Below are 25,713 nucleotides of genomic sequence, written 5' to 3'. Positions count from 1 at the left end.
TATAATCTGTCAACCAATTTTAAATAATCACTTCATAATTTACCTTTTCCAATACCAGGTTTTTATAGGCACGTTGTATGGTATAACCGATAGATTCTCTCCATATTGGACGATAAACAATATCATCAATTGAGGCAATGCCAGCTATCTCTGTTGCTGTTCCGCATAAGAAAGCGCTGTCGGCATTTTTAAGATCTTCTATGGTTAGTTTCTTTTCAATACACTCTATATCCAAAACAGTGCAAAGCTCTTTTACTGTTGCACGGGTAATACCTGGTAAAATGTTTCCTAAAGATGGTGTAAATAATTTTCCGTCTTTTTCGAGGAAGATATTGGCTCCGGATGCTTCAGCAACAAAGCCATGCATATCTAAAAGCAAAGCTTCATCGTAACCTTTAATATTTGCGGCTGTAGTAGCTAAAATAGAATTAACATAGTTTCCACTCAATTTCGCTTCCATTGGAATTGATTTTGGGTTTGGTCTTTCGTAATCGGAAACGGTTAATTTTAATAATTTGTTGCCTGAATATGCATCCCATTCCCAGGCACAGATTAAGATCGAAACTCCACTCGGTTCGTTTAATTTCATGTTCGGGTGGCAAAATACCAAAGGGCGGATATAAGCATCTTTCAGTTTATTCAACTGAAGTAATTTATAGGTTGCAGCAATTAATTCTTGTTTATCCCATGGGAAAGGAATGTTTGCCAGCTGGCAAGAACGCTCTAAGCGGTCGAAATGTGCGGCAGCTTTGAAAATACGGTTGCCGTTGTGCGTTTTATAGGCTCTAATACCCTCGAAAGCAGCATAACCGTAGTGTAGCGACTGTCCGTAAAGGTCAGTACTGCTATTTACAGCCTTTTCAAACTGTCCATCAAGGTAAATAATCGTATTAGAATTATAGTATTTCATAATACTGTGTTTTGTTATTTAAAAAAAGCGTCCCGTTTGTATCGGGACGCTTTAGGTATATTTAGTTTTTTAAAATCTATTTAAACTGCGTCCGCTTGTTACCCCATAAAATGTTTAGGAGTAGGAGGTTAAGTAAAATGACAGGTAACAGCACTACATTGCCAGCTGCTTTTGCAGTAGTATATGTAGAAAAGATGTTATGCTGAGTGGTCATTATTATCTTATTGTTTATAAAAACCAATTTAGTTTTTGGTTCATTAATATGCAAGAGAAATCAGAAAAAAGTTAAATCAGTATATTATTCTTGTAATTTAGTCATAATCGAAATATTATTCTTAATCAGGGTTGTATTAGTTATTTAATGCCGATAGCCTTAGACTAAATATCAAAACGGTATACGGTCTGTTTGTTATGCTTGCATTATAAATTTTCTATTTTTCTGCCTAAAATGACCAAAAGTGCGCTGAAAATTGAAAATTCAGACAATATTTGGGCGTAGAAATGTAAGGAAAAATTCAAGCTTTTATATGGGCACGCAGTTACCGTTATACCCATTTACTACTTATTGAAAATAGTTACGTAATTTAATCGCATAAACTATCGCGATGAAAATAATTTATATCTTTTCGGTTCTTTTAATCGGATTATTCGTTAGTTGTTCTTCGACCGATTCGACACCCAATCTTAAGGGGGGTAATCAAACCATTTTAACTTCTGATACGGTGAAGTTATCTGTTAAGGTATCGGGCAAGGGGCCGGTTTGTATCTATTTGCATGGAGGCCCTGGTCAGGATTTTCTTTCCTTTGAAAAAATGGGTGGCGCCAAGCTCGAAAAATGTTTAACGATGGTTTATCTCGATCAAAGAGGATCTGGTCACTCGCAAAATGCAAAGAATTATAGTTTAGACCGGCTTGTTCAGGATGTTGAAGAACTGCGGTTAAAATTGGGAGTAGAAAAAGTGTACCTGCTTAGTCATTCTTTTGGTGGTATCCTGGCCATTAATTACGCGCTTAAATATCCTGAACATTTATCTGGTATGATCATGGCGAATACAATAGCCCATTTTATGAATCCGTGGCAGCTGCAGGAGCAAATAGCTTTTGGTTATAAATTATTGAAAAAAGATACCACTATTCGTGAAACTGATTTTAAAAAATTAATGGATCAAGCGGCTTTGGTCAGAAAGAAATTGAGTGCAGCACATCTCGGATATAAATATATTGCCAACGATGTAAATACCATTGTTAAAATGGATAGCATTGAAAGTTCATATAAGCGGACATCAGATTTTGGAATGACACTTTTTATGCCATTAATGGATCATACAAGAATTCAGAAATATCCCGAGTATTTTAAAAATTATGCTTTACTGACCAGCGAGATTAAAACCGCTACCTTAATTATAACGGGTAAGGACGACCATGCGGTTGGCCCGGATTATTATAAAAATTACAGGTTTCCGAACCAGGCAGTAGTACAGATAGATGGTTCGCATATGCTTTATTATGAAAAGAATAAGGAGTTTACTGCTGCTGTTTGTGGGTTTGTTAAGTAGGCAGATAAACAAAAAGCCTCCCAGATTTTTAAATCGGGAGGCTTTCTAAATGTTTAATTATTTTGCTTAAGCGATACCTTCGGCTAAAACCACAATTTTGTTGTGGATCGCTTCAACTACACCGCCTTTAATAAAAAAGCGTTGCTCATCAGCTTTGTTTGCTTTTATAATAACTTCTCCATCTTCTAAAGTAGAGATGATAGGGGCGTGGTCTTTTAAAATCTGGAAAGAACCTAAAGTACCAGGAACCGTAACTGCTGTTACTTCACCTTCGAAAACTTTTTTATCTGGAGTTAATATTTCTAAATTCATTCTTTTTTTCGTTTGGCGTGGAGCGTAGAGCGCAGCGCGTTAAAACGCTTAGCCCTTAATGCTTAACGCGTTTCTTAGTTCGCTTCTGCTAATAATTTTTTACCTTTTTCGATCGCATCTTCAATGCTACCAACCAAGTTAAATGCAGCTTCTGGGTACTCATCAACTTCACCATCCATGATCATGTTAAATCCTTTAATGGTATCTTTAATGTCAACCAATACGCCTTTTAAGCCGGTAAATTGCTCCGCAACGTGGAAAGGTTGAGATAAGAAACGCTGAACACGACGTGCTCTTGATACTACTAATTTATCTTCTTCAGATAATTCGTCCATACCTAAGATCGCGATGATATCCTGTAATTCTTTGTAACGTTGTAAAGTTTCTTTAACACGTTGTGCAGTGTTATAGTGCTCATCACCTAATACAGCAGGAGAAAGGATACGTGAAGTAGAATCTAATGGATCTACCGCAGGATAAATACCTAACTCGGCAATTTTACGTGAAAGTACGGTAGTTGCATCTAAGTGGGCAAAAGTTGTTGCCGGAGCCGGGTCAGTTAAATCATCCGCTGGTACATATACCGCTTGTACTGATGTAATTGATCCACGTTTTGTTGAAGTAATACGCTCTTGCATTAAACCCATCTCAGTTGCCAATGTTGGTTGGTAACCCACGGCTGATGGCATACGACCTAATAGAGCCGATACCTCAGAACCTGCCTGTGTAAAACGGAAGATGTTATCAACGAAGAAAAGGATGTCTTTTCCAGCGCCTTCGCCATCACCATCACGGAAATATTCTGCAACCGTTAATCCTGATAATGCCACACGTGCACGTGCACCAGGAGGCTCGTTCATTTGACCGAAAACCAATGTTGCTTTAGATTCTTTTAATTTTTCAGTATCAACAGCTTTCAAATCCCATCCACCTTTTTCCATTGAGTGTAAGAATTCGTCACCATAGTTAATTACACCTGACTCGATAAACTCACGAAGTAAATCGTTACCCTCACGAGTACGCTCACCAACACCTGCGAATACTGATAAACCAGCATAAGCTTTAGCGATGTTGTTAACCAACTCCATAATTAATACTGTTTTACCTACTCCAGCACCACCGAATAAACCGATTTTACCACCTTTTGCATAAGGCTCTAATAAATCGATTACTTTGATACCTGTAAAAAGCACCTCAGTTTCAGTAGATAAATCTTCAAACTTAGGAGGAGTTGCATGGATAGGGCGACCGTCTGTTTTATCAACTGTGTTGATACCGTCAATCGCTTCACCAACTACATTAAATAAACGACCTTTAATTTGGTCGCCAACTGGCATTTTAATCGCAGCACCAGTATCAACTACGTCCATTCCACGAACTAAACCGTCTGTAGAGTCCATTGAGATCGCACGTACGCGGTCTTCACCTAAGTGCTGTTGAACTTCTAAAACAATTTTTTGTCCATTTTCTTTCGTTATCTCTAACGCATCAAAAATTTTAGGTAGATGGGCATCATTAGCAAAGCTAACGTCAACCACTGGGCCGATAATTTGTGCTATTTTTCCTAAGTTAGGCATATCTGTTGTGAGTAAATTTATTACAGTCAATGAATTAAAGCTGTTTACAGGGGCTCCAATTCGGTTGGCAAAGTTAAGTTATTCTTACTTAATTTTAAATATATATTATAAATTTTTTCAACATGGTTTTTATAGATAATTTAGAGCCATAAATAAGGCATATGAAAACCATTTTAACAACAGGCAGCAACGGTCTTTTAGGGCAGAAATTAACTGAAAAAGTACTTGCCGAAAACAGGGCGAAGCTGGTAGCCACTTCAAAAGGCGAAAACCGCTATCCGGTAAAGGACGGCTATGAATATGCAGAAATGGATATTTTAAATGCTACTCAGGTTAGTGAAGTTATTGAAAGATACAGCCCTGACGCCATTGTGCACACTGCTGCGATGACCAATGTTGATACCTGCGAGGCTAATAAAGGACTTTGTCACCAATTAAATGTAGACGCCGTTCAAACATTAATATCAATATGTGAAGAAAAAAATATTCAGTTGATTCATTTAAGTACTGATTTTGTTTTTGATGGTGCTGATGGGCCTTATAAAGAAGAAGATGCTGTTAATCCGGTAAGTTACTATGGCGAATCGAAAGTACTGGCAGAGGAGCTGTTGAAAAACTCAAAAGCAAATTGGGCAATCTTAAGAACTATATTGGTATATGGGATCACCAGCGATATGAGCCGAAGCAATATTGTACTCTGGGCCAAAGGGGCTTTAGAAAAAGCATCGCCTATTAATGTAGTAAACGACCAATGGCGTATGCCCACTTTGGCTGAGGATTTAGCAGAAGCCTGCTTGTTAGCTGTAGAAAAAAACGTAAGTGGAATTTACCATGTGTCGGGTAAAGATTACATGAGTATTGCAGATTTAGTGCGAAAAGTTGCCGATTATTGGGGCCTTGATCAATCTTTTATTAATGAAATCAGTTCTGCAAGTTTAAACCAAGCGGCTAAACGACCCATTAGAACAGGTTTTGTTTTGGATAAGACGATTAGAGATTTAGATTACCGTCCGCATAGTTTTGAAGAGGGATTGGTAATTTTAGACCAACAGATGAAAGGTTAGTTTTGAGTCTAAAGTCTAAAGTCTTGAGTCAAGAGTCAAAGCAATCAAACAATTTAACAATATATTTAACCCATAAAAAAAGACATAATGGCATTACAAGTTGGCGATACCGCCCCTGATTTTAAATTATACACTTCTGACTTGACGGAAATTTCGCTTTCTGGTTTCAAAGGAAAAAAAGTAATTATTCATTTTTTCCCGATGGCTTTTACCGGAACGTGTACCGAGCAATTATGCACCATGCGTGATAATTTCAGTTATTATGAAGGAATAAATGCACAGGTAATCGGCATTTCAGTTGATTCTCCGTTCTCTTTGGCTAAGTTTAAAGAAGTGCAAAGTTACCAGTTCCCTTTACTGTCTGATTTTAACAAAGAAGTATCAGCAGCTTACGGTGCATTTTATGATGAATTTGTGTTCGGATTGAAAGGAGTTTCTAAAAGAGCAGCTTTTGTAATCGATGAAGAAGGAAAAATAGCTTATGCAGAAGTTTTAGAAGATGCCCATGATTTGCCTGATTTTAAAGCAATTAATGAAGTTGTAGCTAAATAACTTAGCGCTGAATGATATAAATTCATTCATCAAAAATAGCACTTGATATTAACCAATAAATATAAGCTCTAGATTTGCTAGAGCTTTTTTATTTAGGAATGTTGCTGTTGCTAATATTAAGATGCATATTGAGTTTTATTTTTAGATCTAAATATGGGGTTAATTCGATTTTTGTTAGCACTTTCAGTTGTCGCTACTCATTGTGGTTCTATTTTTGGATTTCAGTTTGTTGGCGGGCCAGTAGCTGTGCAGTCCTTTTTTATCATTTCAGGTTTTTATATGTCAATGATACTGAATGAAAAGTATACTGGTGTAAACAATTCCTTTTGGCTTTTTATTTCGAATAGATTTATCCGGCTTTACCCTGTTTATTGGGTGATTTTATTAGTAACTATTTTCGCCTATATTATTTTGGGTTTTACGACCAATTGGAGGGTATTTCCGGTTTTCGAAAGCTATCTATCCGTCAAGACTAATTTTATTTCTTTTGCTTATCTTATTTTTACACATCTCGTCATTTTTGGGCAGGACATTATGATGTTTATGGGGATAAGCCCCGGTAATGGTAGTTTTTACTTTACACCGAAGTTTTGGGAAACTACCCCACAACTCCATACTTTTCTATTTGTTCCTCAAGCATGGTCTCTGGGCCTGGAACTTACGTTCTATTTGGTAGCCCCATTCATATTAAGACGTGGTGTAGGCGTTGTAGTTATTTTAATATTTTTGTCACTATTTCTAAGGCTTTTTATCTATAATTTTTTGCATTTAGAAAATGATCCATGGTCCTATAGGTTTTTTCCTACAGAAATTATTTTTTTTCTAATAGGCTATTTATCATATCAGCTATATTTAAAAATTCAAAAGTATTCGATTCCTAAATACGTTGTTCTTGTTCTTTTGTTTGGAATGATTTCTTTTACTTGTTTTTATTTTTATTTTCCCTCAAACTTTTATTTCCTGGTACTCAAAAAATTTCCATTTACCACTAAAGAGATCTTATATTTTTCAGGTGTGGCGTTTTGCATTCCGTTTTTTTTTAACTTTTTTAAAAAAATATCTTTTGATAGAATAATTGGTGAATTGTCTTACCCAATTTATATTTCACATATGGTAATATACATATTGTGTATTAATAGCAATATTCCAATATTGAAAACCGGCTGGTGCGTAGCGGTAATCACCATTTTTTTTGCTTATCTCTTAAACAGGTATATAGCCTTACCGATAGAAAAATATCGTCAAGGAAGATTACGCAGGTGAATTTGAATTTTACAATAAAAGAAAAATAGTGTTTATAGATCTGTTTGAGTTGCTTGATTTTAAGGTGATTAATGATTTTTTAATTGTGTAAAGCAATATTTATAATTAATAATTTAAGATTTTTTTTAAAATTTAATTGGAAATTAAAATATCAAATTATACCTTTGCAGTCCGTTAACGATACGGAAACGCATTTGTAGCTCAATTGGATAGAGCATCTCACTACGGATGAGAAGGTTTGGGGTTCGAATCCCTACAAGTGCACAGAAAAAAGAGGATTTCATTTTTTGAGATCCTCTTTTTTTGTTTGCTGGTTTTTCATCTGACCGCATAAAATATCACAAATACTAAAATTTTTTATAAAATTTAATAAAAATGTAAAAGGATTGTTTGGTCTGCTTGCCTGGTATTTGGAGAAAATTCTGTTAAATGTAAAAATGGCACAAGATTCTTTGTAGAATAAAATAAATGTCATTAAAATAGCCCTTTTTTAAATAAATTCTCAATTTTAAATGGCATCTAAATTAATAATTATATATTTGCAGCCTTGAAAGTAAACAATGTCTAATCCTATTAATCAGTGATTTGAAAATTACTTTTAACAGAGCCATAGGAATAAGGCTTTTTTAATTTTTGAAGACAACCTAAACAACTTGAATGCTTAATTTAGTTCTCTTTGGCCCTCCAGGGGCGGGTAAAGGCACCCAATCTGAAAAACTGATTACAAAATATCAGTTGGTACACGTTTCAACAGGCGATCTTTTTAGAGCACACGTTAAAGGAGAAACAGAATTAGGAAAAAAAGTGAGTCAATTGTTAGCTGATGGAGAATTGGTTCCTGATGCCATTACAATTGCCATGCTTGAAGAAGAGGTAGATAAAAATCCTGATGCTAAAGGATTTGTGTTTGATGGATTTCCGCGTACCGTTCCGCAAGCAATTGAGCTTGATTTATTTTTAGAGCGTAAAGGCAGTAAGATTGCTGGTGTGATTGCTTTAGATGTTGATCAGGACGAGTTAACTAAACGTATTGCTGAGCGTCATAAAACCAGCGGCCGTCCGGATGATGACGCTGAAAAATTGAAAAAACGGATTTCAGAATACTTTGATAAAACCATCCATGTATTACCTTATTATGAAGAGCAGGGAAAGTTGAATAAAGTAAACGGAATTGGTGAAATAGAAACCGTATATAATGATCTTTGCGCGGTAATTGATCAGTATAAAGTATAAAGTTCATATAGTAAGTATAAAGGAAAAGGCTTTAATTAATCTCTGATCCATTATTAAAAACATAAAAAGGAGTTATAATGTTAAAACGTTATAACTCTTTAATTTTAAGGGAATTGTTGTTTCAACGTTCCGGTATTAACATTTCAACATTAAAATATGTCACAGGGTTCGAATTTCGTAGATTATGTAAAAATTTGTTGCCGTTCTGGTAAGGGCGGGGCAGGTTCGGCACATTTGCATCGTGATATTTTAACGTCAATGGGTGGACCCGATGGCGGTGATGGTGGTCGTGGTGGCCATATTATCGTTAAAGGCAGTATCCATATCTGGACATTATTACACCTTAAATACCGTAAGCACATTATTGCTGAAGATGGTGGAGCAGGTGGTAGTTCCCATAAATTCGGTAAACAAGGTAAGGATGAAATTCTGGAGGTGCCACTTGGTACCATTGCCAAAGATGCAGAAACCGGAGAAATCCTCTTCGAAATTACCAAAGATGGCGAAACCAAAATTCTAACAGCCGGTGGTCGTGGTGGTTTGGGTAACGCACATTTTAAAAACTCCGTTCAGCAGACACCCCGTTTTGCACAGCCAGGTGAGCAGGGACAAGAGGTTTGGAACATTTTAGAATTAAAAGTTTTAGCTGATGTTGGTTTGGTTGGTTTCCCAAATGCCGGTAAATCTACTTTACTCTCGGTCGTTTCGGCGGCTAAGCCAGAAATTGCTGATTATCCTTTTACCACTATTGTGCCTAATCTGGGCATTGTAAGTTATAGAGGCGGAAAATCTTTTGTAATGGCCGATATTCCAGGAATTATTGAAGGTGCATCAAAGGGTAAAGGTTTAGGTTATCGTTTTTTACGCCATATTGAACGTAATTCGGTATTGTTATTTATGGTTCCGGCTGATACAAGCCGTTCGATCAAAGAAGAATACGAAATTCTTAAAAGTGAATTAGAATCTTACAATCCTGAATTAATGCAGAAACCTCATGTTTTAGCCATTACCAAATCGGATATGTTAGATGAAGAACTAATGGAAGAAATGAAACAGGATCTGCCGAATATTCCATCTATATTTATTTCGTCAGTAGCTGAGAAAAATATTCTGGAGCTGAAAGATATGCTTTGGAAAGCAATTGAGGGATAAGAAGTTCATCAGTTCATTAGTCAGTTGTTTTTGGTGCGAAATTCAACCAATGAACCAATGGCTAATGAACAATTAGATTAATTCAATAGTTAACCCCTTATCCTGTCTACAGCCAATCCAATCCATTCTTTAAATAACATTTCCCATGCGCCTAATGCACTGGCATTTGGGATAATGAAATCACTTAATTCAAAATCTGGATTTCCGGAAAAATTGGTTGGGTAATATTCAATCTTGGACTGAGTTTGTTTATCGAAAATCAGTTTTGCCCTTGGGATGTGCCAGGCACTGGTAATCACCAGAATTTTAGCTTTAGGATTCTTTTTCCTGATGAGTGCCAGACTATATCTGGCATTTTCGACCGTATTTCTACTCTGGTTTTCAATCAGGATTGCAGAATCAGGAAGGCCAATCAGTTTTAGGTATTTAACGGCTAAATCAGCTTCCTTTACTTGTCGGTTTATTAAATTTGCACTTCCACCACTAAGCAATATCTGCTTAATCTGTCCTTTCTTATACAGCGCAATGGCTTGAAACAACCGATCGCCTGCCCAGTTAAAAGCAATTTCATTATTTCGTTTATTTAAACCTGAGAAACCGCCCAGTACTATTCCGACATCATATTGCTCAGCCTTCGGATAGCCAGCTTCGTAACTGTTGAGTATTCTCCCGACAATAAATGAATTGGAAAAAAAGCAGAAAACAATCAGTGCACAGACTAGATACCTTTTCCTTTGTTTAGGCTGTTTTGATGCTATTGCCAAAATCAAAAGCACAAAAACCCATACTATTGGTTTAATGAGAAAAGATAAAATCTTCGAGAGGATAAAAATCATATACTGATATTATCCTGTAAAACTAAGAAATTGTTTAAACGGTAAAAGGTTTTGGCATGTATTAATTAATGCATGCCAATAACCAGTTCATGTCTTTATATTTTTATCCCTGACCTTCCTGTACCTGACCGTTTTCGTGCGCATTTTCTAAAATTTCTTTCACATCCGATTTGCGTTTCTTAGCAACAGTATGTTTAAAATGTGGCACTTCATGCTCAACAATATCATCTTCAATGGCTTCTACACCAAAAACTTTCTCTTTTAAAAGATTGTACTTGTCCTGAAATCCGTAACGAAGATTTCTGGCTCCGCCGGCAATTTTTCCACGGGTACCTGCACCACTGTCAGGGGCAAATAAAATACTAATTACTGCGCCTGCTGCTAAACCAGCCACTAAGGCAAGTGCTATTTTTGCACTGTTATCTGATTCGTGCTTTAAGTATTTTCCGATTAACTTTCTGTATTTCATAACGTAGCATTTTTAAAAAGAACAAATGCCATCATATAATGTTTCGTAAAATCTAAACCAAATCGCAATAAAGCATAATATTTGGTAAGTTTAATATTTTAAATATCTCATAAATGGTAAAAGCAACAATAAACAGGGAACACTATGCATGTTCGGTGAGTAATGGTTCTCATGACATTATAGTAGACGAACCTTTAGAATTGGGTGGAACACATAAAGGATTTGCACCAAAAGGATTATTAATGGCTTCTTTGGCTTCGTGCGTAGCCATTACTTTAAGAATGTATGCCGATAGAAAAGAATGGCCCATCGATAAAATTGAGGTGGAAGTAAACATTGATACCGAAAATGGTGAAACCATATTTTTTGAAGAAATTACCTGTACAGGGGTACTTACCGAAGAACAGAAAATCAGATTGGAAGAAATCGCAGCGAAATGCCCGGTGAGCAAAATTTTAGCCGCTGGTCACGAAATCAGATCTAAGGTACTTTAAGTGGACGGTGCAAAACTCCTTTATATAATCATAAAAAGCTTTAATATCTTTGTCGAAACCCAAGCGTTCGCTGTGGTAAAAAAATAATTTATGCCTACCGAGATAAAATGCCCTAACTGTGCCCATGTTTTTCCGATGGAAGAAGCAATGGCCGAAGATTATAAGAAAGAGCTACGTGAGAAAGCGGCGGCTTATGCAAGGCAAAAAGATGAAGAATATCAACGCAAGCTGCAGGTTTTTGAATCAGAAAAACAGCAGCAGTTGAAAGCTTTTGATGCTAAACTTGCTGAAGAGAAAACCAGGCTTAAGGATGATTTGGAGGAAAATCTGCGTAAAAGTATTTCGGCAGATTTTGAAACCAAACTGCAAATGCTGGAAGGTAATGCAAAAGATAATGCCGAAAAACTGAAGCTAGCCCGTGAAAAGGAACTGGAGTTTTTACGCCGCGAGGAAAGCCTTAAAGTAAAAGAAGAAGAAATGGAACTTGCCTTTCAGCGTAAAATGCAAGAGCAGCGTAATGAGTTGGTAGAACAGATTCGTAAGCAAGAGGCAGAAAAAAATAGTATTAAAGATACCGAACACCAGTTGCGTTTAAAGGAACTGGAAAAACAGCTCGACGATCAGAAAAAACTGGCCGAAGAAATGAAACGCAAGGCAGAGCAGGGCAGTATGCAATTGCAGGGCGAAGTACAGGAACTGATTTTGGAGGAATTGCTGCGCACTAATTATCCTTTCGATTTAATTGAAGAAGTTGGTAAAGGTGTGCGTGGCGCAGATTGCGTGCAGGTGGTGCGCAACCAATTCGGACAGGAATGCGGTAAAATAATTTACGAAAGCAAGCGTACCAAAGATTTTGGTGGCGACTGGATCGAAAAACTGAAGAAAGATATGCGCAGCATGGGCATTGATGTAGCGGTAATCGTGAGTCAATGTTACCCTAAAGGCATGGATTGTTTCGGGCAGCGCGACGGGGTTTGGATTTGTTCTTTCGAAGAAGTAAACGCCGTGGCTTATGTGTTACGTGAGGGGATTTTGCGCCTCGCTGGCGCTGTAAAATCGCAGGAAAACCGTGGCGAAAAAATGCACATGCTTTACGATTATTTAATGGGAGCAGAGTTTTCAGAACAATGGAAAGCCATTAGAGAAGGTTTTATGAGCATGAAATTATCTATACAACGCGAGCGTGACGCCATGGAACGTTTATGGAAAGCACGTGAAAAACAGCTGGAGAAAGTATTGTTAAATGCAACCCATATCCGCGGTTCGATAGAAGGCATTGCCGGTAGCGATAGTGTGCAGCTGAGCTTAACCGATGAAGATGACGATACTTTGCTTTTAGAGTAATTTATAGGCTGTTTAAGCCTCTCAGGTTTCGAAACCTGAGAGGTATGGACAATAAATATCTTTTCGGTGTTAAGTAAACCAGAACCTGCAGGTTCAAATGTGATATAAGTAGTAATAATAAATAAATGATGATATGAATAAAAAACTAAACCAATTCTTTAACCGCTTTGCAATCCTTACTTTAATATGCACTGTGCTTTTTTTTGGGAATGCTTTCGGGAACGTTCCCGGTGAGGATTTGAAGTCGCCGGATGGTAATCTGGTGGTCAGCTTTGCCTTGGCTGAAGGGGGAGTACCTACCTATAGCTTAAAGTACAAAGGAAAAGACGTGATAAAAACCAGCAAACTGGGGCTTGAACTTAAAGATGGTAAATCGTTACTGGATGGTTTCACTATTACTGATACTAAAACCAGTGCATTTAACGAAACCTGGAAACCAGTTTGGGGAGAGGTAAAAGAAATTGTAAATCATTATAACGAACTGGCGGTAACTTTAACACAAAAAGAAACTAATCGTTATATTATTGTGCGTTTACGCCTGTTTAACGATGGTTTGGGTTTTAGATATGAATTCCCTGAGCAAAAGAATTTAGCTTACTTTGTTATTAAAGAAGAGAAAACGCAGTTTGCCCTGGCTGGCGATCATAAAGCATTTTGGCTTCCGGGCGATTATGATACACAGGAATACAGTACAGTAACGTCAAACTTATCAGAAGTGCGTGGTAAAATGAAGGCCGCGGTAACACCAAATGCATCGCAGACCACTTTTTCGCCAACCGGTTTACAAACGCCTTTGATGATGAAGAGTAAAGATGGTTTATACATCAATATCCATGAGGCAGCACTGATCAATTATTCTTTAATGTCGTTAAATCTTGATGACAAAAATATGGTTTTAGAATCGTGGTTAACGCCTGATGCCATTGGCGATAAAGGTTATATGCAGGCGCCTTGTTTATCGCCCTGGAGAACCATTATCGTGAGCGATAAAGCAGGTGATATTTTGACCTCAAAATTAACCTATAACTTAAACGAAGCAACAAAATTTAAAGATGTATCGTGGATAAAACCAACCAAGTACGTGGGTGTTTGGTGGGAAATGATTACTGGCAAAAGTACCTGGGCCTATAATGATTTAACCAGTGTTCAATTAGGTGTAACCGATTATGCAAAAACTAAACCTAATGGAAAACACGCTGCAAATACCGCACATGTAAAAGAGTACATCGATTTTGCTGCTAAAAACGGATTGGATGCGGTGTTGGTTGAAGGCTGGAACGAAGGCTGGGAAGATTGGTTCGGTAAAACAAAGGATGATGTTTTTGATTTTGTAACGCCCTATCCCGATTTCGATGTAAAAGAACTGCACCGTTACGCGGCGAGCAAAGGCATTAAAATGATAATGCACCACGAAACTTCTTCATCGGTAAGGAACTACGAACGCCATTTGGATACGGCTTATAAATTTATGAAAGCCAATGGATATGATGCCGTTAAAAGTGGTTATGTAGGCAACATGATCCCAAGAGGAGAGCATCACTATGGGCAATGGCTAAACAATCATTACCTGTATGCCATCCAAAAGGCTGCTGAGTATAAAATTATGGTGAATGCACACGAAGCGGTTCGCCCGACAGGCCTGGCACGTACTTACCCTAACTTAATTGGAAACGAATCGGCCAGAGGAACAGAATACGAAGCTTTTGGTGGCAACAATGCCGATCATACTACAATTTTGCCCTTTACACGTTTAATTGGCGGACCGATGGATTATACCCCTGGTATTTTCGAAACCAAAGTAAGTGTTTATAATCCTGAAAATATTTCATTTGTACACAGTACACTGGCCCGCCAGCTGGCGCTTTATGTTACCATGTATAGTCCATTGCAGATGGCTGCCGATTTGCCTGAAACGTATAATAAGTACATGGATGCTTTTCAGTTTATTAAAGATGTGGCAGTAGATTGGGACGATACCAAAGTTTTAGAAGCAGAACCTGGTGATTATATTACTTTTGCGCGTAAGGCGAAAGGTAAAAACAATTGGTTTGTTGGCCGCACCAATGATGAGGTAGCCCGAACCTCTAAAATCGATTTTAGCTTTTTAGATCCAGGTAAAAAATACACGGCAACCATTTATGCCGATGCTAAAGATGCTCATTATGAAACCAATCCTAAAGCCTATACCATTCGTAAAATGGAGGTAAGCAATAAAACGAAATTATCGCAGTATTGTGCACCTGGTGGAGGATATGCGATTAGTATTATGGCGAAATAAATTAAGTAAGTGGTGTCATTTGTTATCAACTGACACTGTTTCAAGTCGTAGCGTCTCGCTACGACTTTTTTTATTGTTTTAGCCACGGATGTACACAGATAAACACGGATTAAAAATTTATTTCAGTATCTATCATGCTGGTTAGATCCTGAGATGAACTCAGAATGACGAAAGCTAAGAGAGTTCTTTCCCGCAGATCTCATTGACAGCGGCAGAAAAATAATCAATTTGCGTTAATCATCTTAAATCTGCGGGATTATTTTTGTAATTGGCAGTTAATTGTGTCGAGTCACCTTGACAGATCATAACAGCTGATTGCGGGAAAATAACTTATTTTATAATATCTTAGCAAAGACATTAAAACCAAGCAATTTTTAACAAAATATTACCATGCCCAGAACCAAAAACCATATCGAACTTCAATTTTTAAGCGAACCTTCTGACGTTAATTATGGCGGTAAGGTACATGGAGGTATGATGATGAAATGGATTGATCAGGCTGCTTTTGCCTGTGCTTTACAATGGAGCCAGACTTATTGTGTAACGGTTTATGTTGGTGGAATCAGGTTTTTTCACCCTGTTCATATCGGTCACCTGGTTAAAATGGAAGCACGTATTATTTATACAGGCAAAACCAGTATGCACATTGCTGTTGATGCTTTTTCTAAACCAGTAGGGCAGACCGATTTTGTTAAGAATACACATTGTATTATTGTTTTTGTAGCCGTTGACGATGATGGACAACCAAAGGCAATCCCAGCTTTTAAACCCAAAACCGAAAAAGAAATTGCCATGCATGGTTATGCCGTTAAATTAATGGAACTACGTAAAAGCATTGATAAGGAAATGGAACCTTATATTGTGTAAGCGCGTGGCATTGAGCGGTTGGCGGTGTGTTTTCCATCTTCCATTTTCCATCATCCATCTTTTCCCTGTATGCTCTGCCTTAAACTTTGCGTCCTTTGCGGTTAAAAACGCGGAATCTACTCCACAACAGGCAAACTAAAACAAAATTTACTGCCTTCGCCAATGGCGCTTACCACCCATATTTTTCCGTTTTCGGCTTCAATAAAATCTTTAGAAATGGCCAGTCCCAATCCGGAGCCTGATTTATTCTGACCATCCGTAGGCACCTGAAAATACCTGTCGAATAGTCGTTTCTGGTATTTTTCGTCAATACCTTTCCCAAAATCGCGTACCGAGAATTCTATAAATTTATCCTTTTGGAAAATATCGATGATTACCTTCGATTTTTCGGAACTATAACGCAAGGCATTGGATAAAAAGTTAACCATTACCCAGGCTGTTTTCTGGATATCGGCATTCACGTTCGGTAAATTCTGATCGCAGTTGAGTACCAGTTCAATTGATTTTTGCTCGGCCTGAAACTTAACCGCATCGATGGCATATTGAACAATTTCTTCTGGTTTGGTGATGGCAAAAGTAAGTTTTAAATTACCCGTTTCTACTTGCGAAAGATCTAGAAGTTCGCTGGTGATTTTGAGCAGTCGGTCACTATCTTCTTGGATGTGGTTGAGTAGTTCGTGCTGCTCGTCATTCATCCCACCTACACGCTCATCGTTAAGCAATTTCAAACTCATTTTGATAGACGATAACGGTGTTTTTAACTCGTGTGAAACCGTAGCGATAAAATTTGTTTTGGCTTCATCGAGTTCTTTAAACTGGGTAATGTTTTTTAAAGTGTAAACACTCCCGGCAGATTTAGATGAGGCAATTAATGTATTTTCGTCCTGTTCTTCATAATTTGGGATGATAATTTCGCGGTTTTCCAGCAGGAAATAAGATTCTTTATCATCGGCATAAATTTTTAAGGTATTGTCATTCGTTTCGGGTTTAATGATCCGTTTAAGCAGCTCGTTTTTTTGCATCAGTTCGGCCACATTCTGACCAATAACCTTATCTTCATCCAGACTCATTAACTTGGCAGCCAGGTGATTTAAGAATAACACCTCACCTTTTTCATTTAGGCCAATAATGGCATCCTGCATTTGAGCAATAATGGCCTCGATGCGCGATTTTTCTGATTTAATTTTAGATAAGTTACTGTTTTCCCATTCGTTTAACTTAACCACCATTCCGTTAAAGGAGTCTGCCAGTTCGGTAAACTCATCATCATTTTCGAAATGCAAACGTTGTTTGTAATTTTTACGACTGATCTGTTTAATGGCAGCACTAAATTCGGCCAATGGATTGGCCACAAAACCAGGGAAATTGACAATAAAAGTAAAGAGTATAATAAAGCTCAAGGTCGCCGCAATCATAATGTACAGGTTGGCTCTTGAGGAAGCTTCGTTGGCCAGCTCATTTTTGTCGTAAATGGCTTTCATATTTACCTGCTCGATATTTTGGAGCGCTACGCGTAAATCTTTGATGCTGTTTGCTTTAATGGCTGATGATTTCGAATCGTTAAGCACATTAAAAGCGATTTCTAATTTCTGGAAAGCCGCTTTTTCACCGGGTTCGGTAATGTTTAAACCCTCATTTTTTAGGTTTTCAGTAAATATTGCCTGTTGCGTGCTGTTTAATGGAAAAGGATGCTGATCGATTACATTGCGCATGGCGGCAACATATTTCAGCGATTTGTAGTTGTCTTTAAGGATCACCTTCGATTTGTCGGAAAGCTCATTCAAGTAAAAGAGCGCAATTAATCCGAAGGATAAAACGATTATAAAGAGAAACCCGAATCCGAGGCGGAGTTTGGTCTTGATTTTCATCTGTTTTTATTTTTTTTAATGGTGATGAAGCTATCATGATTTACTTATTTATTGTGAAGTTTTGTAAATCATTGATGGTTTCATGGCTTTTTTTAGTTTAACCGCAAAGGGTAGAAAGTTTTTCGCAAAAGAAAGCAAAGTTATTTGGTTTGCGTATTCCTAAATTTATCTATACGGTTTTGTAGTAAAAATATGGTTTAATTGGATTTGTTTCTTTATCAAATGATACAACAGCTGATTAATATAAATGGCGTAGGGTCAATTGTGATGCCAATGGGTTTAGCAGCTTCATTAACTTGTTGTTTTTTAGCGTGATAGAAGTGTTTTTCTATTTATCAGAAAAAAAATGCCGCAAAAAACCTTTTCATTTTGGAAGGGTTTTTACCATTTTGAAGTATTGTATCGGAGGATATAATGCACTGTTTTACGTTCCTAAACCTGATTGACGTGAAAAGCCCGTAGCACAGCGAGGACTTGTAACAGAAAGCAGGAGTGACACTCACATGAAACACCGCTGCCATCCCTTAGGTTTGAGAAAGATTATCAAAGAATTAAATTTGACAAAGGAAACCTTAAAAGCAGAGGTGAACTATGCTGCGATCCAGACTTACGATCTAGAACCTGTAACAGACCTCTGCTTTTTAGTTGAACAAGAACCATATAGAATTTTAGTCTAGCGGACTATTAAGGGATTCAGTTTTATTCAACTTTAGGATTTCCATTTCACTTAACCGTAAAGTTATGAATTATGAACTATTTGTTGGAATAGATATTTCCAAATCAACCATCGATGTTGCTGTTGTTACACAGGCCTGTTTCGACAAGCCCCTTCACCATGTTTTTAAGAACAGCTATGATGGCTTTGGCCTAATGCTGGAATGGCTTTCCATACATGGTATCGCGCCTAAGAAGGTTCTTTTCTGTTGCGAGCATACAGGTATTTATATCTGCCCCATAACCAACTTTATGCATGCAAATGATTTATCTATATGGGTTGAAAACGGGCTGCACATTAAGCGTTCCATTGGACTTAAACGGGGGAAATCTGATAAGGCTGACGCACAGGCAATCGCAAGCTATGCTTTTTCAAATCAGCACAAAGCCCGTCCTTACCTCCTTCCTTCGGCAACAAGCTCAAAACTCAAACACCTGCTGGCACACCGCGAACAGTTGGTAAGACACCAGACCTCTTTTAAATGCACTTGCTCAGAGCTTAAAGGATTTGATAGGGAGAACGCTGGCTATTGCATAGCCGATAGCCAGGAAATGCTTGCCCTTTACGCCGAACGGATAAAAAAGGTAGATATCGAGTTGGCAGCCTTAATAACAGAGGACCAGGAACTAAACGAACAGTTCAGCCTTGTGCAGAGCGTGCATGGGATCGGAAAGCAGACGGCTATGTTTATCCTGATCCATACTGAAGCCTTCGCTGCATTTTCAGACTACAGAAAGTTTGCGAGCTATTGTGGAATAGTCCCATTTCCACATAGCTCGGGGACGAGTATACGAGGGAGAAACCGGGTAAGCAACCTCGCCAATAAAAAACTAAAGGCGTTACTGACCATGTGTGCGCTAAACACGATAAAAAAAGATAACGAATTCAAACGATACTATGATCGAAAAAAAGCTGAGGGAAAAAACGCTATGTGTGTACTGAATGTGATAAAAAATAAGCTACTGAGCAGAGCTTTTGCTGCTGTTAAAAGAGGTACGCCATACCTCCTGGAGCCTGCTGCATAAATCTAAAGTAATGCTTCTCAGAAAAAAAACTTTTTATTTGCATAAACCATAGAATACGGGTTTAGGTGGCACGGTCTGTACTAAGATTTAGGGTTGCAATATTGTGAAAGAAATCTTTTCATTATAATAGACTATTGTTCCTGAAAGTTTAAAGCACTGTTTTTTGTTTCCTAAACCTGATTGACGTGAAAAGCCCACAGCGCAGCGAGGACTTGTAACAGAAAGCAGGAGTGACGCTCATATGAAATACAGGTGCTGCTTTTCCTAACAAACAAAACTTTATTAAAAATGAACCCTTTATTTTTTTTGGAAAGCAGATTTAGTAACATTTAGGTTGAAGCATTCCCGCTGTACGCTTTACTTCGTGCCGCTGCCATCGGGTTTAGGTGGCAAATTCTGTACTAAGATTTGGCATTGCAGGCTGCAGAAAAATGAATGAAGATTAGAATTTAATAAACTTCTCGATCTGCTCGGTGGTGAACTTAATGGTATCGGGTTGGCTTAAATTGCCCTCGGCGTCTAATTCGGTTTTAATATTCGGGATGTGCAAACGTAAGGGTAGGATATGCAGGTGAATATAATGGCAAACACCTGTAAAATGATCTACCCCGCGGATATTGCCATATTTACCGGAAGAAATACCAACTAAAGCGGCCTTTTTATCATAAAAACTATCAGGAAAATTGCAGGCATCTATTAACACTTTTAGTACGCCAGGGTAACTTCCGTTGTACTCTGGCATGATAAACAAAAACTTTTCGGTGTTATTAATCATGTTCTGGATTTCCTGAAAAGCTTCCGATCGTTTGCCGTACATATCCGTATTCAAAACATCTATAGGCAGGTGCTCCAGGCTGAACAAATTGGCATCAGCGCCTTTTTCTTTTAGTTGCTTATGGTAATATTTGGCAACTTTTAGCGTATTGCTATTGGGCCTGTTGGTAGCGGCTATAATTGTGATCATGGATAATTGTTAATAAGATGTGTAAAACCCAAACACGCTTCTTGCTAAAATTGCCATATAGTTTGTATCTTAGCTGATTGTGAAAAAGGCCGTAAACAACGCAAAAATAGAACTTTTTGCCAATTAAAACGCATAAATAACACAGCCCAAATAAACGTTAAGTAAATTTCGGATACATAGATGAGCAAAATTATTGCATTAGCAAATCAAAAAGGTGGTGTTGGTAAAACAACTTCATCTATAAACCTGGCTGCGAGTTTGGCCGTACTAGAATACAAAACTTTACTGGTTGATGCTGATCCTCAGGCAAATTCGACTTCAGGTATCGGTTTCGATCCCCGGAATATTAAAGATAGTATTTATGAGTGTATCATTAATGATATCGATCCTTTACAGGCCATCCAAAAAACGGATACACCAAATTTAGATTTATTGCCTGCCCACATCGATCTGGTTGGTGCGGAAATCGAGATGATTAACCTGAATAACCGCGAGTACAAAATGAAAGCGGTGTTGGAGAAAATCAAAGATCAGTATGATTTTATTATTATCGATTGTTCTCCATCCCTAGGTTTAATTACCATCAATGCTTTAACAGCAGCCGATTCGGTGATTATCCCGGTTCAGTGTGAGTATTTTGCATTGGAAGGTTTGGGTAAGTTATTAAATACCATCAAAATTGTTCAGAACCGTCTAAACCCTGATCTGGAAATCGAAGGTATTTTATTGACCATGTACGATGTGCGTTTACGTTTATCAAACCAGGTGGTAGAAGAGGTGAAAACGCATTTCCACGAACTGGTTTTCGATACCATTATTCAGCGTAATACACGTTTAAGTGAAGCGCCTAGTTATGGCGTTTCGGTAATTATGCACGATGCGAATTGCAAAGGCGCCATTAATTACCTGAACCTTGCACGCGAAATTGTAAAGAAAAACGGCCTTTTAAAGGAAGAAGAAAACATAGGAACAGCAACTTTATAAATTATAGATGACATCTTTTCAGCGAAAAACAGGTTTAGGAAGAGGGTTAAGTGCGCTTTTAGATGATAGCGAATCTGCTCATCCGCCGAAACAGCAGGTAAATGCTGTTAGCGAAACCGAGCAGATTGGCAATATCAGTCACGTAAGTTTAACTGAAGTTGAAACCAATCCATACCAACCCCGTACCGAATTTGACCAGGTAGCTTTAAACGAGCTTGCCGACTCGATTAAGGTACAAGGTTTAATACAACCCATTACGGTTAGAAAACTGGCCGCAAACAAATACCAGCTTATTTCTGGTGAGCGTAGGTTCAGGGCTTCCAAGCTTGCTGGCTTAACACAGATTCCTGCTTACATCCGCAGTGCCAACGATCAGCAGATGCTGGAAATGGCCCTGATCGAAAATATTCAGCGTGAAAATTTAAATGCGATTGAAGTCGCATTGAGTTTCCAAAGGATGATTGATGAGGTAGGTTTAAAACAAGAACAATTAGGCGAACGTGTAGGTAAAAACCGTACAACAGTTACCAATTACCTGCGTTTATTAAAACTTCCGCCGGCTATTCAGGCTTCCATCCGCGATCAGAAAATTAGTATGGGGCACGCAAGGGCCTTAATTAATGTGGATGGTGTTGACAAGCAACTGTTTATCCACCAGGAAATTTTAGAAAAAGGATTATCGGTACGTAAGGTAGAAGAGCTTGTACGTAATTTACAACATGTGCCTTTAAAAGCCGGCGAAAAATCGAAAGAAAAAGCCGTTTCTTTTCAATATCAAAAATTACAGGACGATCTGGCTTCTAAATTTGCCACCCGTGTAAAGTTAAAAGTAAGTCAGAATGGTAAAGGGGCAATAGAAATTCCTTTTATGAGTGATGACGACTTAAACCGAATTTTAGAGTTATTAGACTGGTAATGCAAAAGACTAAGCTTTTAATACTGGTTACTGCATTTACATTTTTTCTTGTAAACTTAGCCTCAGCGCAGGTTAAGGATACGGTATTAAAACCTGCTGATACTTCGAAAATTAAATTATCTAAATCGTTAGATACTGCGGCTAAAAAACCAATGACCCGAAAGGACTCAATGAAAGCCAAGTATGTTAATCCGGGTAAGGTTGCCGGTAGAAAGGCGGTTTTCAGATCGATGATTATACCGGGCTGGGGCCAATTGTACAATATGCAATTGCTTAGCGACGGCTATGGTCCAAGGGCGGGTAAAAGTCAGATATGGCAGAAATTGTATACAAGTGCTAAAATTGCAGGTATTTACGGTGGAATAACCGTGCTGACCATGTCGTACATCGAAAGTAGCAAACAATATAATTTAGCCCTAACCGAATTACAGTATCGCGATTCGCATAGTGATCAACCTGATCCTAACGGCCCTTTTGGTAGCCGTTATTCTACTTCAGGCATCACCCAGCGTAAAGATACCTATAGAAGAAATAAACAGATTGTATTGTTTTCTTACGGTTTAGTTTATTTCGCCAATATCGTAGATGCTTATGTTGCAGCCCGTTTGCATTTCTTCAATATTGATGATAACCTTTCTTTTAAGGTAATGCCATCGATGATTAATACCAATTCGATGTATGGTTTCAATGCAACACCAGCGTTAAAACTATCACTAACATTTTAATTACCAAAAACATCATGATACGCCATATAGGATACTATATTTGAAATTATGAGGTTTTGCCAGTTCAGGTTAAGCACAAAAAAACAAGAATAAAAACTGAAATAAATATAAACAGATAAAACCATCATGATTTTTCAAACCACAATGGGATGATTAAATGGCTCAAGCCTGCTTGAACACCATTAAAACAACTGCATTCGAAAAATCTGATCGCTTCATCACAATTAAAACTAAACTATAAACAGATGAAACTTGCGCTTTTAGGATACGGTAAAATGGGGCAGATTATCGAAAAATTTGCTGTAGAACGTGGCCACGAAATTGTTTTAAAAATAACGATCGATAATCAGGAAGATTTAACCAGACAAAATTTAAAATCAGCTGATGTAGCCATCGATTTTAGTACACCTGATTCGGTTTTAAAAAATATTGATGCCTGTTTTGATGCCAATGTGCCGATAGTAGTGGGTACAACTGGTTGGTACGGCAAACTTCAGGAAGTAAAAGACGATTGCAACAACAGTAACAATACTTTACTTTATGGGTCTAACTTTAGTATTGGCGTAAATTTATTCTTTAAGCTGAATCAAACGCTGGCCAAGCTGATGAATAACTATCCTGCCTACGAGGTTCAGGTAGAGGAAATTCACCATACACAAAAACTGGATGCACCAAGCGGTACAGCCATTACCCTTGCAGAAGGGATTGTAGATAACCTGGACAGAAAACAGGAGTGGTTAAATGAAGTGGTAGGAACTGATGTTGAATTGTTTCCGAAAGCAGAACAATTGCTGATAGAATCGCATAGGATAGAAAATATTCCAGGCACACATACTGTAATTTACAGTAGCGAGGTTGATGAAATAGAAATTAAACATACGGCCCACAACAGAGCGGGATTTGCTTTAGGTGCTGTAGTAGCAGCAGAGTGGTTAAAAGATAAAAAGGGATTTTTCAGTATTACTGATATTTTTGAATAGAAGATAGTTTTCAGTTAACAATTGGCAATTTTTAGATAATCAATTTAAACAGTTAACAGATTTACCCAGTCAAAAATAAATCTGTGGAATCAACGAAAGATAACAGGTAACCGATTAATAAATCGCAAACCAAAAATAAGATATATGAATTATAAATTCTGGCAGCGAAAAAAAGATGCCCCAAAGAAGAAAAAAACTAAAACCCGCGAGTGGGTCGATGCAATTGTTTTTGCAGTAGTAGCCGCAACCATCATCCGCGTATTTTTTATCGAGGCTTACACCATACCATCTGGTTCGATGGAAAGATCTTTGCTGATTGGCGATTTCCTTTTTGTAAGTAAGGTTAATTATGGTGCACGTATTCCGATGACACCTGTAGCTTTTCCTTTTGCGCATCATACCATGCCGCTAACCACTTCAACCAAAGCTTACTGGGATGGCGTACAATGGAAATATCACCGTTTACCAGGTTTATCTAAAATTAAAAGAAACGATGTCGTGGTATTTAACTTTCCCGAAGGCGATACCGTTGCTGTAGAAAACCAGGCAGAAAGTTACTATGCTTTAGAACGGAGCATGGGCAGGCAGCAGGTGAGAAGCACATTTACGATCATAGACCGTCCGGTTGATAAACGTGAAAACTTTATTAAAAGATGTATTGGTATTCCGGGCGATGTCATTTCGATGAGCAACGGTATTGCCAATGTAAATGGCAAAAATGAGCCTTTAAAAAACACCGGGATGATGCCATACCGCATCGAGTTTAAAACCATGGACTTTAATTACGCAGCGCTTGATGAGTTTAATTTAAATTTAGGAGGTGCGCCAGCGGTGGCTGCCAATACTTATATTTTAGATGCCTCACCCGAAATTGCAGAGAAACTTAAAACTTTCGATTTTGTAAAATCAGTAACCTTAAGTCCTGATCCTGCCGGAGCTGTTCCAGGTGGTGTTTTCCCTAACGATCCAAACAGGGTTTGGAACAGGGATAACTTCGGACCGATTAAAATCCCTTCAAAAGGATGGACTGTTAAAATCGATAGCAATACCATGCCACTGTATTACAGGGCCATTAGAACCTACGAAGGAAACAAAGTAGAGCAAAAAGCCGGTGTTTGGTATATTAATGACAAGGTAGCTACCACTTATACTTTTAAAATGGACTATTACTGGATGATGGGTGATAACCGCCACAATTCGGCCGATTCGCGCTATTGGGGTTTTGTGCCTGAAGACCATATCGTAGGTAAAGCTTTATTTGTTTGGATGAGCTGGGATAGTACGGCATCCTTCCTACATAAAATAAGGTGGAGCAGGTTGTTTATGGGGATCCACTAATTTATACGATAATTTTTTAGAAAAAAGCTTGCATGATGCAGGCTTTTTTTGTGTCAAAATCACCTTTTTAAAAAAATTAAAAAGTTTTCATTGTTTATGTTTTTTTTTCATAAGTTTGTTATGTCAGCAGTTAGTAAAAAACATGTAAAAATCTAACCGTATATTCATATTCACTTCTTCTGACAAAAACCAGGGTTTTCAGTAGCCCTATAGTTAATTTTTTTGCTATTTAGAGCGTAGCAGCATAGATTAATGAAGTAATACTGAGTAAAGTAACTAATCAATTTAACT

24 protein-coding genes and 1 tRNA gene are annotated in these 25,713 nt (G+C 37.8%); 17 read left to right on the top strand and 8 right to left on the bottom strand.

Annotated elements, in window-relative coordinates:
• Positions 1 to 19: 19 nt before the first annotated feature.
• Positions 20 to 910 carry a branched-chain-amino-acid transaminase gene (locus CA265_15785; GenBank protein ID ARS41035.1) on the bottom strand — a complete coding sequence of 297 codons (891 nt, stop codon included), beginning with the start codon at positions 908 to 910 and terminating at the stop codon, positions 20 to 22.
• A 605-nt stretch (positions 911 to 1,515) separates the two neighbouring features.
• Between CA265_15785 and CA265_15780 the strand changes: the two genes are divergently transcribed.
• Positions 1,516 to 2,466: a hypothetical protein gene (locus CA265_15780; protein ARS41034.1), complete on the top strand. Its 951-nt coding sequence runs from the start codon at positions 1,516 to 1,518 to the stop codon at positions 2,464 to 2,466.
• 66 nt (positions 2,467 to 2,532) lie between these two features.
• On the opposite strand, the gene CA265_15775 is transcribed toward CA265_15780, so the two are convergent.
• Together CA265_15775 and CA265_15770 are read right to left on the bottom strand one after the other, a co-directional pair.
• Entirely contained in the window at positions 2,533 to 2,778 is a 246-nt protein-coding gene (locus CA265_15775; protein ARS41033.1) for an ATP synthase F1 subunit epsilon, read from the bottom strand.
• A 74-nt stretch (positions 2,779 to 2,852) separates the two neighbouring features.
• Positions 2,853 to 4,355 (bottom strand): F0F1 ATP synthase subunit beta, encoded by a 1,503-nt coding sequence (locus tag CA265_15770; GenBank protein ARS41032.1) that lies wholly within the window; start codon positions 4,353 to 4,355, stop codon positions 2,853 to 2,855.
• Between the two features lie 161 nt (positions 4,356 to 4,516).
• On the opposite strand from CA265_15770, the gene CA265_15765 reads away from it, so the two are divergent.
• The 4 genes from CA265_15765 (at position 4,517) to CA265_15750 (ending at position 7,498) form a co-directional block, all read left to right on the top strand.
• Positions 4,517 to 5,419, top strand: a complete 903-nt coding sequence (locus CA265_15765; protein ID ARS41031.1) for an NAD(P)-dependent oxidoreductase — start codon at positions 4,517 to 4,519, stop codon at positions 5,417 to 5,419.
• 87 nt (positions 5,420 to 5,506) lie between these two features.
• Positions 5,507 to 5,971: a peroxiredoxin gene (locus tag CA265_15760; protein ID ARS41030.1), complete on the top strand. Its 465-nt coding sequence runs from the start codon at positions 5,507 to 5,509 to the stop codon at positions 5,969 to 5,971.
• Between the two features lie 153 nt (positions 5,972 to 6,124).
• Complete coding sequence (locus CA265_15755) at positions 6,125 to 7,234, top strand: hypothetical protein (protein ARS41029.1); 1,110 nt, start codon at positions 6,125 to 6,127, stop codon at positions 7,232 to 7,234.
• A gap of 190 nt (positions 7,235 to 7,424) precedes the next feature.
• A tRNA-Arg gene (locus CA265_15750) sits at positions 7,425 to 7,498 on the top strand.
• Positions 7,499 to 7,514: 16 nt separating this feature from the next.
• On the opposite strand, the gene CA265_15745 is transcribed toward CA265_15750, so the two are convergent.
• Positions 7,515 to 7,709 (bottom strand): hypothetical protein, encoded by a 195-nt coding sequence (locus tag CA265_15745; GenBank protein ARS41028.1) that lies wholly within the window; start codon positions 7,707 to 7,709, stop codon positions 7,515 to 7,517.
• 182 nt (positions 7,710 to 7,891) lie between these two features.
• On the opposite strand from CA265_15745, the gene CA265_15740 reads away from it, so the two are divergent.
• Positions 7,892 to 8,467 (top strand): adenylate kinase, encoded by a 576-nt coding sequence (locus tag CA265_15740; protein ARS41027.1) that lies wholly within the window; start codon positions 7,892 to 7,894, stop codon positions 8,465 to 8,467.
• 156 nt (positions 8,468 to 8,623) lie between these two features.
• Positions 8,624 to 9,619: a GTPase Obg gene (locus tag CA265_15735; protein ID ARS41026.1), complete on the top strand. Its 996-nt coding sequence runs from the start codon at positions 8,624 to 8,626 to the stop codon at positions 9,617 to 9,619.
• 89 nt (positions 9,620 to 9,708) lie between these two features.
• Here the strand turns inward: CA265_15735 and CA265_15730 are convergent, their stop codons facing one another.
• Both CA265_15730 and CA265_15725 read right to left on the bottom strand, forming a co-directional pair.
• Complete coding sequence (locus tag CA265_15730; GenBank protein ID ARS41025.1) at positions 9,709 to 10,455, bottom strand: hypothetical protein; 747 nt, start codon at positions 10,453 to 10,455, stop codon at positions 9,709 to 9,711.
• 103 nt (positions 10,456 to 10,558) lie between these two features.
• Entirely contained in the window at positions 10,559 to 10,924 is a 366-nt protein-coding gene (locus tag CA265_15725) for a hypothetical protein (protein ID ARS41024.1), read from the bottom strand.
• Positions 10,925 to 11,037: 113 nt separating this feature from the next.
• Between CA265_15725 and CA265_15720 the strand changes: the two genes are divergently transcribed.
• The 4 genes from CA265_15720 to CA265_15705 all read left to right on the top strand — a co-directional run bounded on the left by CA265_15720 (position 11,038) and on the right by CA265_15705 (position 15,907).
• Positions 11,038 to 11,418, top strand: a complete 381-nt coding sequence (locus tag CA265_15720) for a hypothetical protein (GenBank protein ARS41023.1) — start codon at positions 11,038 to 11,040, stop codon at positions 11,416 to 11,418.
• A gap of 90 nt (positions 11,419 to 11,508) precedes the next feature.
• Positions 11,509 to 12,762, top strand: coding sequence for a hypothetical protein (locus tag CA265_15715; GenBank protein ARS41022.1), 1,254 nt, complete (start codon positions 11,509 to 11,511; stop codon positions 12,760 to 12,762).
• Between the two features lie 133 nt (positions 12,763 to 12,895).
• Complete coding sequence (locus CA265_15710; GenBank protein ARS41021.1) at positions 12,896 to 15,040, top strand: alpha-glucosidase; 2,145 nt, start codon at positions 12,896 to 12,898, stop codon at positions 15,038 to 15,040.
• A 390-nt stretch (positions 15,041 to 15,430) separates the two neighbouring features.
• Positions 15,431 to 15,907 carry an acyl-CoA thioesterase gene (locus tag CA265_15705; GenBank protein ARS41020.1) on the top strand — a complete coding sequence of 159 codons (477 nt, stop codon included), beginning with the start codon at positions 15,431 to 15,433 and terminating at the stop codon, positions 15,905 to 15,907.
• Between the two features lie 116 nt (positions 15,908 to 16,023).
• Here the strand turns inward: CA265_15705 and CA265_15700 are convergent, their stop codons facing one another.
• On the bottom strand, positions 16,024 to 17,775 hold the full coding sequence (locus CA265_15700; protein ID ARS41019.1) for a PAS domain-containing sensor histidine kinase: 1,752 nt from the start codon (positions 17,773 to 17,775) through the stop codon (positions 16,024 to 16,026).
• 741 nt (positions 17,776 to 18,516) lie between these two features.
• On the opposite strand from CA265_15700, the gene CA265_15695 reads away from it, so the two are divergent.
• Positions 18,517 to 19,515: a hypothetical protein gene (locus CA265_15695; GenBank protein ID ARS41018.1), complete on the top strand. Its 999-nt coding sequence runs from the start codon at positions 18,517 to 18,519 to the stop codon at positions 19,513 to 19,515.
• A 442-nt stretch (positions 19,516 to 19,957) separates the two neighbouring features.
• Here CA265_15695 and CA265_15690 read toward each other — a convergent pair whose 3' ends face one another.
• Complete coding sequence (locus CA265_15690) at positions 19,958 to 20,479, bottom strand: NADPH-dependent FMN reductase (GenBank protein ID ARS41017.1); 522 nt, start codon at positions 20,477 to 20,479, stop codon at positions 19,958 to 19,960.
• 180 nt (positions 20,480 to 20,659) lie between these two features.
• On the opposite strand from CA265_15690, the gene CA265_15685 reads away from it, so the two are divergent.
• From CA265_15685 to CA265_15665, 5 genes are all read left to right on the top strand, one after another.
• Complete coding sequence (locus CA265_15685; GenBank protein ID ARS41016.1) at positions 20,660 to 21,463, top strand: chromosome partitioning protein ParA; 804 nt, start codon at positions 20,660 to 20,662, stop codon at positions 21,461 to 21,463.
• Between the two features lie 7 nt (positions 21,464 to 21,470).
• Positions 21,471 to 22,379: a chromosome partitioning protein ParB gene (locus tag CA265_15680; protein ARS41015.1), complete on the top strand. Its 909-nt coding sequence runs from the start codon at positions 21,471 to 21,473 to the stop codon at positions 22,377 to 22,379.
• Entirely contained in the window at positions 22,379 to 23,104 is a 726-nt protein-coding gene (locus CA265_15675) for a hypothetical protein (GenBank protein ID ARS41014.1), read from the top strand. The genes CA265_15680 and CA265_15675 overlap by 1 nt, the downstream gene beginning before the upstream one ends.
• A 245-nt stretch (positions 23,105 to 23,349) precedes the next feature.
• On the top strand, positions 23,350 to 24,084 hold the full coding sequence (locus CA265_15670; GenBank protein ARS41013.1) for a 4-hydroxy-tetrahydrodipicolinate reductase: 735 nt from the start codon (positions 23,350 to 23,352) through the stop codon (positions 24,082 to 24,084).
• A gap of 144 nt (positions 24,085 to 24,228) precedes the next feature.
• Positions 24,229 to 25,422 (top strand): S26 family signal peptidase, encoded by a 1,194-nt coding sequence (locus tag CA265_15665; GenBank protein ARS41012.1) that lies wholly within the window; start codon positions 24,229 to 24,231, stop codon positions 25,420 to 25,422.
• Positions 25,423 to 25,713: the final 291 nt, after the last annotated feature.

This window comes from Sphingobacteriaceae bacterium GW460-11-11-14-LB5 (assembly GCA_002151545.1).
Taxonomy (GTDB): Bacteria; Bacteroidota; Bacteroidia; order Sphingobacteriales; family Sphingobacteriaceae; genus Pedobacter.
Note: the sequence above shows the minus strand (reverse complement) of the source record. Positions and strands in the feature narration are given on the sequence as shown.

Excerpts from the sequence above, each read along its gene's own strand:
- CA265_15775 (ARS41033.1), bottom strand. The coding sequence starts at position 2,778 with ATGAATTTAGAAATATTAACTCCAGATAAAAAAGTTTTCGAAGGTGAA.
- CA265_15770 (ARS41032.1), bottom strand. The coding sequence starts at position 4,355 with ATGCCTAACTTAGGAAAAATAGCACAAATTATCGGCCCAGTGGTTGAC.
- CA265_15760 (ARS41030.1), top strand. The coding sequence starts at position 5,507 with ATGGCATTACAAGTTGGCGATACCGCCCCTGATTTTAAATTATACACT.
- CA265_15670 (ARS41013.1), top strand. The coding sequence starts at position 23,350 with ATGAAACTTGCGCTTTTAGGATACGGTAAAATGGGGCAGATTATCGAA.
- CA265_15745 (ARS41028.1), bottom strand. The coding sequence starts at position 7,709 with ATGACATTTATTTTATTCTACAAAGAATCTTGTGCCATTTTTACATTT.
- CA265_15720 (ARS41023.1), top strand. The coding sequence starts at position 11,038 with ATGGTAAAAGCAACAATAAACAGGGAACACTATGCATGTTCGGTGAGT.
- CA265_15665 (ARS41012.1), top strand. The coding sequence starts at position 24,229 with ATGAATTATAAATTCTGGCAGCGAAAAAAAGATGCCCCAAAGAAGAAA.
- CA265_15675 (ARS41014.1), top strand. The coding sequence starts at position 22,379 with ATGCAAAAGACTAAGCTTTTAATACTGGTTACTGCATTTACATTTTTT.
- CA265_15715 (ARS41022.1), top strand. The coding sequence starts at position 11,509 with ATGCCTACCGAGATAAAATGCCCTAACTGTGCCCATGTTTTTCCGATG.
- CA265_15730 (ARS41025.1), bottom strand. The coding sequence starts at position 10,455 with ATGATTTTTATCCTCTCGAAGATTTTATCTTTTCTCATTAAACCAATA.
- CA265_15685 (ARS41016.1), top strand. The coding sequence starts at position 20,660 with ATGAGCAAAATTATTGCATTAGCAAATCAAAAAGGTGGTGTTGGTAAA.
- CA265_15705 (ARS41020.1), top strand. The coding sequence starts at position 15,431 with ATGCCCAGAACCAAAAACCATATCGAACTTCAATTTTTAAGCGAACCT.
- CA265_15690 (ARS41017.1), bottom strand. The coding sequence starts at position 20,479 with ATGATCACAATTATAGCCGCTACCAACAGGCCCAATAGCAATACGCTA.
- CA265_15680 (ARS41015.1), top strand. The coding sequence starts at position 21,471 with ATGACATCTTTTCAGCGAAAAACAGGTTTAGGAAGAGGGTTAAGTGCG.
- CA265_15735 (ARS41026.1), top strand. The coding sequence starts at position 8,624 with ATGTCACAGGGTTCGAATTTCGTAGATTATGTAAAAATTTGTTGCCGT.
- CA265_15725 (ARS41024.1), bottom strand. The coding sequence starts at position 10,924 with ATGAAATACAGAAAGTTAATCGGAAAATACTTAAAGCACGAATCAGAT.
- CA265_15780 (ARS41034.1), top strand. The coding sequence starts at position 1,516 with ATGAAAATAATTTATATCTTTTCGGTTCTTTTAATCGGATTATTCGTT.
- CA265_15755 (ARS41029.1), top strand. The coding sequence starts at position 6,125 with ATGGGGTTAATTCGATTTTTGTTAGCACTTTCAGTTGTCGCTACTCAT.
- CA265_15740 (ARS41027.1), top strand. The coding sequence starts at position 7,892 with ATGCTTAATTTAGTTCTCTTTGGCCCTCCAGGGGCGGGTAAAGGCACC.
- CA265_15765 (ARS41031.1), top strand. The coding sequence starts at position 4,517 with ATGAAAACCATTTTAACAACAGGCAGCAACGGTCTTTTAGGGCAGAAA.
- CA265_15710 (ARS41021.1), top strand. The coding sequence starts at position 12,896 with ATGAATAAAAAACTAAACCAATTCTTTAACCGCTTTGCAATCCTTACT.
- CA265_15700 (ARS41019.1), bottom strand. The coding sequence starts at position 17,775 with ATGAAAATCAAGACCAAACTCCGCCTCGGATTCGGGTTTCTCTTTATA.
- CA265_15785 (ARS41035.1), bottom strand. The coding sequence starts at position 910 with ATGAAATACTATAATTCTAATACGATTATTTACCTTGATGGACAGTTT.
- CA265_15695 (ARS41018.1), top strand. The coding sequence starts at position 18,517 with ATGAATTATGAACTATTTGTTGGAATAGATATTTCCAAATCAACCATC.